Source organism: Pseudomonas sp. PDM28 (assembly GCF_019219115.1).
Taxonomy (GTDB): Bacteria; Pseudomonadota; Gammaproteobacteria; order Pseudomonadales; family Pseudomonadaceae; genus Aquipseudomonas; species Aquipseudomonas laurylsulfatiphila.
This window is the reverse complement of record NZ_JAHUWG010000005.1, coordinates 316,051-328,966: the sequence shown is the minus strand read 5'-3', so window position 1 is coordinate 328,966 and position 12,916 is coordinate 316,051. Positions and strand designations below refer to the sequence as shown.

Here is a 12,916-nt window from a genome sequence, read left to right as displayed (position 1 = left end):
GTCAGTCCAAGCTCAATCAACCAACGTGGGCAATAGGTCTTTGGCGATGGTTTTCGGGATGAACACCAGGAACTGCGCGCCCAAGGCCGATTGCACTGTCGCCGTAGAAATCTTCCAGCCATTGATCGACAGCGTCAATTTCTGGCCTATCGACTCACGGGTAATGCGCTGCATACGCTCAGCTGCTTCAGGACTGAGCGTGACATTCATTTCAAATGCCGAATGAAGTCTGTCGCTGTCCTTCAACAGCAACTCCATCCGGGTGAAGTCGGTTGCCGAAGACAAATTGATCTCGGCAGCGTGACTGCCCGTGGCCCCCGTCATCACCATCAGAAACAACCCGATCTTCCAGCCCATTGCCTGTTTCATATCCGCTGCCTGCAAAAAAGCGGCAGCTTACCTTTGGGATCCTGACACTCGGCATCGGAATAATTCACAAGATGTTGCCGCAAATCGCCCTTCCCTTTGCCAGAGCCCCACTCCAGCCTTGTGATGAACGGTCAGCCTGAGTAACGTGGCAGCACTTGTCAGGAGACCCCAAGATGCGTGTTGCCCGTTCCTTAGTCCTCGTTGCCCTGCTTCCGCTGTTCGCCGCTTGCCAGTTGTTCGAGGGTGAGCGGCAGAACGCCTCCCATGTCGGCCAGACACGCATGCAAGGCCAGTTGACAGCGGCAGACGGCAAACTGCTGTTCCAGCCGTGCAACCAGACTACCCGCTACGTGGTCAACGACACCGGCGGTACCAGCGTCCTGCAGCAGGCCGCCAGCCTGGCGGACAAGCAAAGCAAGCTGTTCGCCGACGTGCGCGGACGGGTTGTGGCCGGCAGCGGTGGTGACGGCCAGCTCGATCTGGAGCAGTTGTACCGCGTCGAGCGCTCGGGCAACGCGTGTGAGGATCCGAATTTCAAGCTGCTGATCCTGCGCGCCGCCGGCCACACCCCGGAGTGGAGCGTGAAAGTCAGCGGCAAAGGCATGGTCCTCGACCGGGCCGGTCAGCCACCCTTGGCCGTACCTTACGTCGAAGAGCAACTGGGCGATGGCCGTTTCAACCTCAGCACCGAAGCCAACAACCAGCACATCGAACTGTGGGTTGCACCGCAACGCTGCGTCGACAGCAGCACCGGCAGCATCCAGCACATGAGCGCCGAGCTGCGCATCGACGGTCAGGTACAACGCGGCTGCGGGTATTTCGGCGGATCGCGCGACGACTGATCGTTTAAGCCTCACGGGCCTGTGCCTTTGCGGCTTATAATCGCGGGTTTCAAACGCCCTGGCGCAGTTGTGCGCCCCGCGAACCGGATCCCGCCATGTTACGAATCACCGAACTCAAGTTGCCGATCGACCATCCCGATGAAGACCTGCGCCCTGCCATCGTGCAGCGCCTGGGTATCGCCAGCGATGACCTGCTCGACTTCACCTTGTTCAAGCGCAGCTACGATGCGCGTAAAAAGTCCTCCGAGCTGTGCTTCATCTACACCATCGACCTTGAAGTTCGCGACGAGGCGGCGGTGCTGCACAGGTTCGCCGATGACCGTAACGTCAACGTGGCGCCGGATGTCAGCTACAAAATGGTTGGCCAGGCACCGGCCGACCTGAGCGCACGTCCGATCGTCGTCGGCTTCGGTCCGTGCGGGATTTTCGCCGGGCTGCTGCTGGCGCAAATGGGTTTCAAGCCGATCATCCTCGAACGCGGCACCGAAGTCCGCCAGCGCACCAAGGACACCTGGGGCCTGTGGCGCAAAAGCGTGCTCAACCCGGAGTCCAACGTGCAATTCGGCGAAGGCGGCGCGGGGACATTCTCCGACGGCAAGCTGTACAGCCAGATCAAGGATCCGAAGTTCCTCGGTCGCAAGGTCCTGCACGAGTTCGTCAAGGCCGGCGCACCGGAAGAAATCCTCTACGTCAGCAAGCCGCATATCGGTACGTTCCGCCTGACCGGCGTGGTGGAAAACATGCGTGAGCAGATTCGCGCCCTGGGCGGCGAAGTACGCTTCCAGCAGCGTGTCACCGACGTGCTGATCGACGACGGCCAACTGGTCGGTGTCGAACTCAATGGCGGCGAGCAGATCCATTCGAAGCATGTGATTCTGGCCCTAGGCCACAGTGCCCGCGACACCTTCCGCATGCTCCATGGCCGTGGCGTGTTCATGGAAGCCAAGCCTTTCTCGGTGGGTTTCCGCATCGAGCACCCGCAGTCGCTGATCGACCGCGCGCGGCTGGGCAAGTACGCCGGGCACCCGAAACTCGGCGCCGCCGACTACAAACTGGTGCACCACGCCAAGAACGGCCGTTCGGTCTACAGCTTCTGCATGTGCCCGGGCGGCACCGTGGTGGCGGCGACGTCCGAGCCGAACCGCGTGGTCACCAATGGCATGAGCCAGTACTCGCGTAACGAGCGCAATGCCAACTCCGGGATCGTTGTCGGCATTACCCCGGAAGTCGATTATCCGGGCGGCCCGCTGGCCGGTATCGAGCTGCAGGAACGCCTGGAATCCCACGCCTTTGTGCTGGGCGGCAGCAACTACGAAGCCCCGGCGCAACTGGTCGGCGATTTTATCGCGGGCACGCCGTCCACCGAACTGGGCAGTGTCGAGCCGTCCTACAAGCCAGGCGTTGCCCTGGGTGATCTGGCGCTGGCACTGCCGGCGTTCGCCATCGAAGCGATTCGCGAAGCCTTGCCGGCGTTCGAGAAGCAGATTCGTGGCTACTCGCTGCACGACGCGGTGTTGACCGGCATCGAGACTCGCACCTCCTCGCCGCTGCGTATTACCCGCAACGAATCGATGCAGAGTCTGAACGTGAAAGGCTTGTTCCCGGCCGGTGAAGGTGCCGGTTATGCGGGCGGGATTCTGTCGGCGGGTGTGGACGGGATTCGGATTGCCGAGGCTGTGGCTCGGGATATCCTTGGCCTGGAGGCTTAAGGTTTAAAGCAAAAGATCGCAGCCTTCGGCAGCTCCTACAGGATTTACACCATCCCCTGTAGGAGCTGCCGAAGGCTGCGATCTTTTCATTCGTGTCAGATATTGGCGCGCAACACGCTGGCGGGCAGCGGCTCACCCCGCTCCACCGTCGCCGCGACCGCAGCCATCAAACCACTCAACTCATAGCCCTGGGCCTTGAGCCACTGCGGATCGTAATAGGTCGTGGCATAGCGTTCGCCGCTGTCACACAGAATCGCCACCATCGATCCCGTCTCCCCTGCCGCTTTCATGTGCTGAGCGGCCATCAGGGCGCCGATCAGGTTGGTCCCGCTCGACCCGCCCACATGGCGTCCCAGGCGCTCCGCCAGGTAGTGCATGGCCGCCAGTGACAGGGCATCCGGCACCTTGACCATGGCGTCGATCACCTTGGGCAGAAACGACGCTTCCACACGCGGCCGGCCGATGCCCTCGATGCGCGAACCGTGGTCCAGTCGCAGACTGGCATCGCCGGTCTGGTAGTAATCGAAGAACACCGAGCGCTCGGCATCGGCACAGAGCACACGGGTGCAATGCTGGCGATAACGCACGTATCGACCCAGTGTGGCCGTGGTGCCGCCGGTACCGGGGCTGGAAATCAGCCAGCTCGGCTCGGGATGCTGCTCGAATCGCATCTGCTGAAAAATCGACTCGGCAATGTTGTTGTTCGCTCGCCAGTCGGTGGCGCGCTCGGCGTAGGTGAACTGATCGATGAAGTGCCCGTCGTGCTCACGAGCCAGGCGCTCGGACTCGGCGTAGATCTGGGTCGGGTCGTCGACCAGATGACTTTGGCCACCGTAGAAGGCGATCTGCGCGATCTTTTCCTTTGAGGTCGTTGCCGGCATCACCGCAATGAACGGCAAGCCCAGCATGCGCGCAAAGTACGCCTCGGAGATCGCCGTGGACCCGCTGGAAGCCTCAATGACCGGCGCACCGGGTTTGAGCCAGCCATTACACAGCGCATACAGGAACAGCGAACGGGCCAGGCGGTGCTTGAGGCTGCCCGTGGGGTGGCTGGACTCATCCTTGAAATACAACTCGATGCCCGGAAAACCCGGAAGCGGCAAGGGGATCAAGTGGGTGTCGGCGCTGCGCTGGAAATCGGCTTCGATGATCCGGATCGCCTCGCGGGACCACTGTCGGTTGTCGCTCATGATGGTTTTCTCGTTGAATCGGGCAGGAGTTGGCCTTGGTACAAGGCCCATCCAACCAGCTTAGGAAAAATCCTGCATCCGGCACAGGTACAGCTGAGATCCAATACGCCAGACAACTGCTAGGCTCAGCTCGCTGGCGACGGATCACTCTGTAACGGGATATAACAAAAAAGAATATAACTTTTGTTTTAACAACTAACGGTACTTGTTAGGGTGTAACACCTTTTGAATTCACAGATGGAGAGCGACCTTGCCTCTGCGTAGCACTTTCACGCGTTTCTTTCAGTTGGAAGCTGCCAGCGGTCTGTTACTGATCGCCGCTGCCGTTCTGGCTCTGATCATCAACAACTCACCGCTGTCGTGGCTGTACAACGGCCTGCTGGACACTCCGGTGGTGGCCCAGATCGGCGCTCTGAAAATCGCCAAGCCGTTGCTGCTATGGATCAACGACGGCCTGATGGCGCTGTTCTTCCTGCTGATCGGCCTGGAAGTGAAGCGCGAAGTCCTCGACGGCCAGTTGTCCAAGCCTTCGCAAATCGTCCTGCCTGGCGCGGCGGCCATTGGCGGCATGGTGGTGCCGGCGCTGATCTACTGGTACCTCAACCGTGACACTCCACCGGCCCTCAACGGCTGGGCGATCCCGACCGCGACCGACATTGCCTTCGCCCTTGGCGTGCTGGCGTTGCTTGGCAAACGAGTTCCGGTTTCGCTGAAACTGTTCCTGATGACCCTGGCGATCATCGACGACCTCGGCGCGATCATCATCATTGCGATCTTCTATTCCGGTGCCCTGTCGACCCTGTCCCTGGCCCTGGCCGCCGCCTGTATTGCGGCGCTGATCGGGATGAACCGGCTTGGTGTAGTCAAGCTCGGGCCGTACATGATCATTGGCCTGATCCTCTGGGTCTGCGTGCTCAAGAGCGGTGTCCACGCCACACTGGCCGGCGTAACCCTGGCTTTCTGCATTCCGCTGCGCACAAAAAATGCCGAACCTTCGCCACTGCTGACCCTGGAACACGCCCTGCATCCGTGGGTCGCCTACGGCATCCTGCCGCTGTTCGCCTTCGCCAACGCCGGCCTGTCCCTGAGCGGCGTCACCGTCGAAAGCTTCACCCATCACGTTCCCATGGGCATCGCCATCGGGCTGCTGCTGGGCAAGACTGTCGGTGTCTTCGGCCTGACCTGGCTGGCCGTGAAAACCGGTATCGCCGCCCTGCCCCAAGGCGCTAATTGGGGCCAGGTACTGGGCGTAGCGATTCTCTGCGGTATCGGTTTCACCATGAGCCTGTTTGTCGGTTCGCTGGCCTTTGAACCGGGTGTAAGCGATTTCGCCGGGATGGATCGCATGGGAATCCTGACCGGTTCGATTCTGGCCGCGCTGATCGGTTATGCGGTGACGGCGATGGCGAGTCGCAAGCGTGAGTTGCAAACCGCATAATCTTGAATTGCTTCATCAGTATGTCTGGAATAAGAGGGAGCTATTGGCTCCCTCTTATTCTTTCTGTCGTTACCCACAGGATTGTCGGATTCGTACTGCATTCACTTCGGACGCTGCTGGCATCAACCTCCAAACCTCCAGGCTAACTTTGCGTTTCGGACCCTGTGACTCAGGACAGATCGACAGCAAAACAGTTAGGGAGAAAATGATGGAGCTACGCCAGGAATTGATGCCCCCGCAACTCGACGAAACGAGGGTTGTTCGACTTGCAGCTCTCGCAGCCGAAATTGATGGTGGAAAGAGGGATGAGACCGCGAGTCAGTTGGCTGAGTTTAATCGCGAAGCCATGACAAATCTGACATTTCTCGATTTTCAAGGCATTTACGGTGGCCAGGATCACGATACGTGGGTTCGCAAGGTGTTGGCAGGACCGTATGAGTACCGGCTGACAGATATCACTCAATCTGAACTGATCGAAATGGCCGGACGGGTCATGGATGCCGAAATACCGGAGCATGCCCAGTATTTCTGGTTAAAGATGTTGGAACTCAATATTCCAGATGCGCGTATATCCGATCTTTTTTTCTGGCCGGGGGAGTATTTTGGCGATGGGGACAATTCTCGCGAACTCACAGCGGAGCAGATAATCAAGATAGCCCTGAGAAATAGCGACTTGGCAGATTGACGCCTCCATCTATATAAAAACTGAAATTGGCAGGATGGCGACATCTCAGCCCCCAAGATAGTGTGGTCCCTCCCTAAAAGACAAACCCCCGACCAGTCGCCTGATCGGGGGTTTCCTTTTAAGCGTCTTGCCGCTTAGTGCGAAACGCGGCTGGTGCCATTCACACTGGCGATGCGCACACGCTCGCCAACACGGAACACTTCGTTCGGCTGAACTTCCTGAACGTAGGCGCGCATGCTGCCATCGTCTTCGCGCACGGTGATTTCCACGCCCTGGGTGCGGGTCATGCCCTCTTCTGCGGCCGAACCGATCAGGCCGCCGGCGACTGCGCCGATGACCGCAGCAACGATACTGCCTTTACCGCCACCGATGGCGCTGCCGCCAACGCCGCCAACCACTGCGCCTGCTGCGCCGCCGATCGGGGTTTTGGTGCCTTCGATTTTCACCGGACGCAATGCTTCGATGGTGCCCATGCGAACGGTCTGCACGCGACGCGCCTCGTCACGGGAGTAGGAGTCACCGGTCAGGCTCGATTGGCAACCAGTGAGCAACATCGCCATCGTGGAAAAGGAAGCAACCAGCAGAACAGACTTACGCATAGCATCAACTCCAAAGAAACAGATGTTCATTAAACTCCGCAGCTTGACGCCTGTCACGGCACCGTCCGGGTAAAATTGTTTTGATTCAGGCTCCGTTAAGGTGCCTCCACGAACTCACACAGTAGCGGTAAACTCGGAAAACCGCCCAAAGGCCAAGGATTTCAATGGACTACTTTATCATCGTCGTCACGACGGTTGCCGGTTTGTACTTCCACTGGTGGCTGTACGTACGGATCAAACGCTGGATCGACCGCGACCTGGCGCTAGCGCTGGCTGGCAAGGATGAGCAGAAAAAAGCCTTCATGCTCGAACAGTTGGCGAGTGCCCAGGCGCAGAAGATCAAGCGTCGAGACCTGCCGAAGTGGCTGGAGGCCGCTGCGGCAGGCTATCCCGATCGGTAGACTGCTCAAGGTGCCAGGCGTTCAAGAATCCAGTCGGCGCCCTGCTGGCGGTAATTGAGGCGGTCGTGCAGGCGGCTTGGGCGGCCCTGCCAGAACTCGATGCGCTCCGGCAACAGGCGATAACCGCCCCAGTGTTCCGGGCAATGCGGCTGGGTGTCGCTGAAACGTTGCTCGGTGTCCTTGAGCAGCGTTTCGAGTTCGCCACGATCGGCGATCACGCGGCTTTGCGGCGATGCCCAGGCCCCCAGGCGACTGCCCAGTGGACGGACCTGATAATAGGCGTCGGACTCTTCGGGCGTCACTTTCACCACCCGCCCTTCGATGCGCACCTGGCGCTCCAGCGCCGGCCAGAAAAACGTCATGGCCGCGAACGGATTCGCGGCAAGATGCTGGCCCTTGGCGCTTTCGTAGTTGGTGAAAAAGGTGAAGCCCTGCTCGTCCAGGCCCTTGAGCAACAGAATGCGACAGTGCGGTCGACCATCCTGGTCAACGGTGGCCAGGGTCATGGCGTTGGCTTCCACCGGCGCCTGCTCGGTTTTCACCGCGTCGGCGAACCACTGGTGGAACAACGCAAACGGCTCGGCCGGGGCTTGCGCCTCGGTCAGGCCATCACGGGTGTAGTCACGACGCATATCAGCCAGGCCCTGGGTCATGGCGCATTCCTTTTGGTTAACGAATCACTGCTTTGCAGTATCGGTGGCGACGACTTTCTTGTCAGCCGTGGAGGCTTTGGCTGGTGTGGTTTTCTTCGCCGGCGTTGCGGTTTTCGCAGGAGCTTTCTTGGCCGCCGCTTTTTTCGCCGGGGCTTTTTTCGTCGTTGGAACAGCAGCCTTTTTAGTCGCCGGGGCCGGTGTCACAGGCTTGGCGACCGGCTTGACGTCAGCGGCTGCAACCATGCTCACAGGGGCTGGGGCCGGCATGTTGTACTTGCTCAGCAGCGCAACCATGGTGTTCTGTGGGGTCACCAGCAGCTCCACACGGCGGTTCAGCGCACGCCCCTGCACACTGTCGTTGGCGGCACGCGGCGCATCACCGCCCAGGCCACGCAGCATCAGGCGATCACGCTGCAAACCACTGAGACGGAAAATCGCCGCAACGGACTGGGCACGCTCCTGGCTCAGTTTGACGTTGGCAGGTGCCGCGCCCGACGTATCGCTGTGGCCGAGGATCAAGACAGCGGTCTTTGGATCGGCTTCAAGGATCTTGGCAACGCGGGTAAACGGACCGAGCGTGACCGGCAGCAGCATGGCCGGACGATCAGGGTTGAACGAGCCTTCGACCGGCGCCGTCACTACCAGCACGTTTTCGCGGCGCTCGAGTTGCAGGTTGCTGTCTTTGACCGCCTCGCGCAGACGCGGTTCGTAGTCGTCAAGCCAGGCCTGGGTGACTTTCGGGTCGGGCATCGGCACGGCCTTGGCGGCACTCTTCTCGTTACCGCCGAACGGCCACCACCACTTGCTGCCGCTAGCGGTTTCGGCCTTGGCCACCGCCACGGGTTTGACCTCAGGTTTCACCTCCGGCTTGGCCACGGGCTTGCCGGCGCTGTCGTCGGAACCGAACGGCCAGTACCAGTGGCTGGCGCTTTCAGTCTTGGCGACAGATGCCGTCGCGTCTTTCTGTGGAGTCTGTGCGCAACCGGTAATGGCGAAGCACAGGGCCAAGGCGAGGGTTTTATTGGATGACATTGGATATCCACAAAAATGAAGTCAAAAAATCAGGCCACGTCGGCCCGTACAAACTGACGCTTTGAAACTGAAAAGGCTATCGGGTTCCAGCCCTGGAGACCGATAGCCGCTTTTACAGACAAGTGGCCAGAACCCGCACCAGCTTTTGCGCGCGCGGGTCCATCAAGACGTAGGGGCCCAGGGTATTTGTCACAAATCCGAAGGCTACATCGTGTTCCGGGTCGGCAAAGCCAATGGAGCCGCCGGCACCCGGATGACCAAACGCCCGCGGGCCAAGTCCGAAGGTGGCATTGGCAACGTCCGGTTGATCGAGCATGCAACCCAGGCCGAAACGGGTCCGGGTCAGTAAAGTCTTGTCCTCGCCGAGGCTGTGTTCACGAGTCAACTCATCGAGCATTTCGCTTTCCAGCAGGCTGCCGTCGAGCAGGCCGGCATAGAAACCGGCCAGGCTACGGGCATTGCCATGGCCATTGGCGGCCGGCTGCTGCATGCGTCGCCACTCGGGTTTGTTGGTGCTGGTCATGATCGACGGCGGATTGGTGAACGCCCGGGTCGTCATGGCCGTTGGCTCACGCATGGTCACTTGCAGCAGGCGCTGGGCAGCGGCATCGCCGACATTGCCCTTGCCCCGTGCAATGTGGGCCACGCGATAGAACTCTTCGTCGGCCAGCCCCACATGGAAGTCCAGGCCCAACGGTTTGGCGACCCGCGCGACAATGGATTCCCCCGGCCCACGACCGTCGGCACGGCGCAGCAATTCGCCGACCAGCCAGCCATAAGTGATCGCCGCATACCCGTGGCCTTCGCCCGGCGTCCACCACGGCGTTTCGGCAGCCAGGGCGTCGACCATGGTTTGCCAGTCATAGAGGGCTTCGGGGGCCAGCAGCTCGCGCAACGCCGGAAGGCCGGCTTGATGGCAAAGCAGTTGACGCAAGGTGACGGACGCTTTGCCGGCAGCGGCAAATTCGGGCCAGTAGCGCGCCACCGGCGCATCCAGTTGCAGCTTGCCTTCGGCCACCAGTTGCAGCGCGGTGACGGCGGTAAAGGTCTTGGTGCAGGAGAACAGGTTAGCGATGGTATCACTGTGCCAGGCCTCGGCCCCGTCCTTGTCGGCGGTGCCTGCCCACAGATCAAGGACGGTTTCGCCACCAATCTGAATGCACAATGCTGCGCCACGCTCCTGGGGATCGTCGAACAGCGCCGCGAAAGCCTCTCGCACCGCTTCGAACTTAAGCTCGTAATGACCCTGAATCTGCACCCGCAACTCCCCGGATTAACGCTCTACAAAGTGGCGGGCATTGTTCCAGCCCTTGAGGGTTTTGGGAACAGGGTCGGGCTGGGCGGTCCATTCAAGATCAAAAGATCGCAGCCTTCGGCAGCTCCTACAGTGGCAAGGCGTACCCCCTGTAGGAGCTGCCGAAGGCTGCGATCTTTTTCAGGTGTCAGAGATTAATGGCCCTTCCCCGAATGCCCGCCTGCATGTTCGGCGCCCTTCCCCGGCCCCTTGCCGGCCTCGGCCTTGCGACCACCCTCGGCGTCGTGGCTGGCTTTGTCGGCGGCGGCCGCAGCCTTCCCGGCTTCTTTGCCCAATTGTTCGACCGTCGCCAGGTTGCTCTTGCGCACGCTGTCGACAAAGCCCTGGAACGGCAGATCCGTGATACCCACCAACCCGAAGTGACCGTTTTCACCATCAAGCAGACGCCCGGTGACCGGTTGATCGAGGTACTGGAACCAATGCACGCCAACAATCGACGGCTCGCTCATTGCCTGCTTGAGGAAGTTGGCATACGCCGGACCTCGGTCTTCCTCTTTCGCCAACGGCGTGACGCCGCCCCAGAACGGCCCTCGATCAGCCGAACCGACATTGAACTCGGTGATCAGCACCGGTTTGTCGAGACTGCGCAACTTGGCGAAGTCGTAACCATCCTGGGGTTGCAGGGTGTACATGTTGAAGCTCAGCACGTCGCAATACTGGGCGCAGGACTCCACGGCTTCCGGCGTGCTGATGGCGAAACGGCCACCGAGCAGCAGCTGGTTTGGCGCGTGCCACTTCAGAGAGTCGGAGATGGTCTTGAAGTAAGTGTCGGCGAAGACCTTCTGGAAGTATTTGAAGTCGGCTTCGATTTCCGGGTGCTCGGCACTCGGGAGCGGTGGTACGAATCCCGGATCCTCCATCAATTCCCAGGCGGGCAGATCAATGCCCCAGGCTTTCGACAGGCCCGCCTGATTGCGGTACTTGTCCCGCAGTTGCTTGAGGAATGCACGTTTGGCCGGCACATCGGTGGTCATTTTCAAGGTGCCGTAGGCCAGGGCATAACGGGCTTTCGGATCATCCCCGGGACCGGCCCAGGCCAGTTCGTTGTCGGCGTAGTAACCAATCAGCCACGGATCGTCACGATGGTCGCGGGCGGCAATCGCCACTGCACGCTCGGTGGCCATGGCAAAACGCGGGTCGAACGGGTCGGGCATGCCGCCCCACCAGTCGGTACCGGTGCTGATGCTGGCGTAGTCGCCGACGATCGACAGCGGCAAGGTGTATGGCACGCGATCGGCGTTGCCCAGTACCGGGGCGCTCCAGTTGCCGATGGTGTTGAAGCCCCAGGCCTGCAGGCGATCAAGGGTGTGACTGGCCCAGCGTTGCTCGTCGAACAACGCTTTGCACGGCTCGACAGTTGTTGGCTCTGCCGCTGTTGCCAGCGTCGCTTCAGTCTTGGCGGCTTCGGCGACGCCAGACTCCGCGGTTGCAGGAGCGACGGGTTGCTCCGCAGCCTTGGTCGCTGTCGCTTCAACCGCATCCGCCTTGGCCGCCGCAGCGACGCCCGCTTTGGTGTCGCTGCCCAACGCGCAAGGATCGCCATACAGGCGTTGCAGGTTGGCACCGTAGAAGTCGTACCAGCGCCCGGCATTGTAGCCGCGCCCTTGATCGGCACCGTTGCCGCCACGGTTGTCGCCTTCGCCGTAGTGGCTGGCCAGCGCCTCGTCAGCCTTGGGCAGGGACTCGAACATCCACTCGCGACCGGCCACATAGGTCTGGTTGACATCCGGGGCCAGGGTATTGACCCCGAGGGAATAGAACGGGTGTCCTTCAGGCGTCACCAGATACCAGCGACCGTTGCGCTTCTCGGTGCGAAAAAAGCCACTGGCCTTGAAGGACGGGCCTTTGCTCAAACCACCGAACTTGTCCAGCGGGGACTTCTCGCGCTCAGCCAGCCAGGTTTTCAGTTGTTGCTGTTCCTTGGCGGCGGCGCTTTTGAGCTGCTCGTCGTTGCTGACTTTTTCCGGCCATCTGGCCCGGGTCGACTGGCCGTACGCATCCACCAACCCGCCATACACGGCCTGGCTGACCGACTCACTGTCCTGCACACCAAAGCGCTCCAGCAGGATGCTTTGCGCGGCTTTGGGCTGGTCCATCGACAACGTCACGGACACCACCTGGCTGCGATCCAGCTCACCGGCGCTGCTGGCCAGCAACACACGCTGGCCCTCAACGGTCATCGGCATCGGCGGGCCGGCCTTCATGCCCTGGTTCAGCGGCGATGTCGCTTGCAGCGGCACCAACAGGGTTTGCGCCGGTCCGGCCGGCAGATCGACGCGACTGACCAGGGTCTTGCCGTCATTGCTCTGGATGGTCACGTACAGGGTCAAGGCCCAGTTCATCGCGCTCTGGATCCGCAGGCTCATGACGCCCGACTGCGACCAGTCCCAGGCACCGGTTTGCGGGGTCAGGCGCAACGTCGGCCGGGCGACCGGGTTGAAGGTCACCCGGCGCAGCACTTCGCCTTCAGGGGTTTGCTCGGCGTTGGATTGCGGCAGGCTGGCGTCCTGTGTCGCCACCTGGACCACGTCGGCGGGACGCACAAAGTTGAACAGCGTCTGCTGGCTGGCAGGTGCCGCCAACAGCGGTGTTGCGAACAACAGGGCAAATACGGCAGGCAACGAACGGCAAATCATGAGAACGAAATTCTCCCTAACGACCTTCAATGGGCCAGTGAAAAAGC

General features: G+C 60.8%; 12 protein-coding genes. 5 read left to right on the top strand and 7 right to left on the bottom strand.

Annotated elements, in window-relative coordinates; all coding sequences use genetic code 11:
• Positions 1–12 precede the first annotated feature (12 nt).
• The gene (locus tag KW841_RS13500; protein WP_218476754.1) at positions 13–369 is read right to left on the bottom strand and encodes a hypothetical protein; all 357 of its coding nucleotides are present in this window, start codon (positions 367–369) and stop codon (positions 13–15) included.
• A gap of 173 nt (positions 370–542) precedes the next feature.
• Between KW841_RS13500 and KW841_RS13495 the strand changes: the two genes are divergently transcribed.
• Together KW841_RS13495 and KW841_RS13490 are read left to right on the top strand one after the other, a co-directional pair.
• Positions 543–1,211: a COG3650 family protein gene (locus KW841_RS13495; RefSeq protein WP_218476752.1), complete on the top strand. Its 669-nt coding sequence runs from the start codon at positions 543–545 to the stop codon at positions 1,209–1,211.
• A gap of 95 nt (positions 1,212–1,306) precedes the next feature.
• Positions 1,307–2,920, top strand: a complete 1,614-nt coding sequence (locus tag KW841_RS13490; protein ID WP_218476750.1) for an NAD(P)/FAD-dependent oxidoreductase — start codon at positions 1,307–1,309, stop codon at positions 2,918–2,920.
• Positions 2,921–3,015: 95 nt separating this feature from the next.
• Here KW841_RS13490 and KW841_RS13485 read toward each other — a convergent pair whose 3' ends face one another.
• Positions 3,016–4,113: a PLP-dependent cysteine synthase family protein gene (locus KW841_RS13485; protein ID WP_177323520.1), complete on the bottom strand. Its 1,098-nt coding sequence runs from the start codon at positions 4,111–4,113 to the stop codon at positions 3,016–3,018.
• Between the two features lie 247 nt (positions 4,114–4,360).
• Here KW841_RS13485 and nhaA point away from each other — a divergent pair, with 247 nt between their 5' ends.
• Both nhaA and KW841_RS13475 read left to right on the top strand, forming a co-directional pair.
• Positions 4,361–5,548 carry a Na+/H+ antiporter NhaA gene (gene nhaA, locus KW841_RS13480; protein WP_218476748.1) on the top strand — a complete coding sequence of 396 codons (1,188 nt, stop codon included), beginning with the start codon at positions 4,361–4,363 and terminating at the stop codon, positions 5,546–5,548.
• Between the two features lie 208 nt (positions 5,549–5,756).
• Positions 5,757–6,233, top strand: coding sequence for a hypothetical protein (locus KW841_RS13475; RefSeq protein WP_218476745.1), 477 nt, complete (start codon positions 5,757–5,759; stop codon positions 6,231–6,233).
• 134 nt (positions 6,234–6,367) lie between these two features.
• Here the strand turns inward: KW841_RS13475 and KW841_RS13470 are convergent, their stop codons facing one another.
• A complete protein-coding gene (locus KW841_RS13470; RefSeq protein WP_007971612.1) occupies positions 6,368–6,832 on the bottom strand; it encodes a glycine zipper 2TM domain-containing protein in 465 nt (154 codons plus the stop codon).
• Positions 6,833–6,996: 164 nt separating this feature from the next.
• Between KW841_RS13470 and KW841_RS13465 the strand changes: the two genes are divergently transcribed.
• Positions 6,997–7,233, top strand: a complete 237-nt coding sequence (locus tag KW841_RS13465) for a hypothetical protein (protein ID WP_218476743.1) — start codon at positions 6,997–6,999, stop codon at positions 7,231–7,233.
• Between the two features lie 5 nt (positions 7,234–7,238).
• On the opposite strand, the gene pdxH is transcribed toward KW841_RS13465, so the two are convergent.
• The 4 genes from pdxH to KW841_RS13445 all read right to left on the bottom strand — a co-directional run bounded on the left by pdxH (position 7,239) and on the right by KW841_RS13445 (position 12,869).
• Positions 7,239–7,886 carry a pyridoxamine 5'-phosphate oxidase gene (gene pdxH, locus KW841_RS13460; RefSeq protein ID WP_218476740.1) on the bottom strand — a complete coding sequence of 216 codons (648 nt, stop codon included), beginning with the start codon at positions 7,884–7,886 and terminating at the stop codon, positions 7,239–7,241.
• A 24-nt stretch (positions 7,887–7,910) separates the two neighbouring features.
• Positions 7,911–8,918: an OmpA family protein gene (locus KW841_RS13455; protein WP_218476738.1), complete on the bottom strand. Its 1,008-nt coding sequence runs from the start codon at positions 8,916–8,918 to the stop codon at positions 7,911–7,913.
• A 112-nt stretch (positions 8,919–9,030) separates the two neighbouring features.
• Positions 9,031–10,176 carry a serine hydrolase domain-containing protein gene (locus KW841_RS13450; protein ID WP_218476736.1) on the bottom strand — a complete coding sequence of 382 codons (1,146 nt, stop codon included), beginning with the start codon at positions 10,174–10,176 and terminating at the stop codon, positions 9,031–9,033.
• A gap of 191 nt (positions 10,177–10,367) precedes the next feature.
• Positions 10,368–12,869, bottom strand: coding sequence for a beta-galactosidase (locus KW841_RS13445; protein WP_218476733.1), 2,502 nt, complete (start codon positions 12,867–12,869; stop codon positions 10,368–10,370).
• Between the last annotated feature and the right edge of the window lie 47 nt (positions 12,870–12,916).

What these genes read in the sequence shown, in the direction of transcription:
- KW841_RS13500 (WP_218476754.1), bottom strand. Translation starts at nt 369, where the DNA reads ATGAAACAGGCAATGGGCTGGAAGATCGGGTTGTTTCTGATGGTGATG.
- KW841_RS13495 (WP_218476752.1), top strand. Translation starts at nt 543, where the DNA reads ATGCGTGTTGCCCGTTCCTTAGTCCTCGTTGCCCTGCTTCCGCTGTTC.
- KW841_RS13490 (WP_218476750.1), top strand. Translation starts at nt 1,307, where the DNA reads ATGTTACGAATCACCGAACTCAAGTTGCCGATCGACCATCCCGATGAA.
- KW841_RS13475 (WP_218476745.1), top strand. Translation starts at nt 5,757, where the DNA reads ATGGAGCTACGCCAGGAATTGATGCCCCCGCAACTCGACGAAACGAGG.
- KW841_RS13470 (WP_007971612.1), bottom strand. Translation starts at nt 6,832, where the DNA reads ATGCGTAAGTCTGTTCTGCTGGTTGCTTCCTTTTCCACGATGGCGATG.
- KW841_RS13465 (WP_218476743.1), top strand. Translation starts at nt 6,997, where the DNA reads ATGGACTACTTTATCATCGTCGTCACGACGGTTGCCGGTTTGTACTTC.
- pdxH (WP_218476740.1), bottom strand. Translation starts at nt 7,886, where the DNA reads ATGACCCAGGGCCTGGCTGATATGCGTCGTGACTACACCCGTGATGGC.
- KW841_RS13455 (WP_218476738.1), bottom strand. Translation starts at nt 8,918, where the DNA reads ATGTCATCCAATAAAACCCTCGCCTTGGCCCTGTGCTTCGCCATTACC.
- KW841_RS13445 (WP_218476733.1), bottom strand. Translation starts at nt 12,869, where the DNA reads ATGATTTGCCGTTCGTTGCCTGCCGTATTTGCCCTGTTGTTCGCAACA.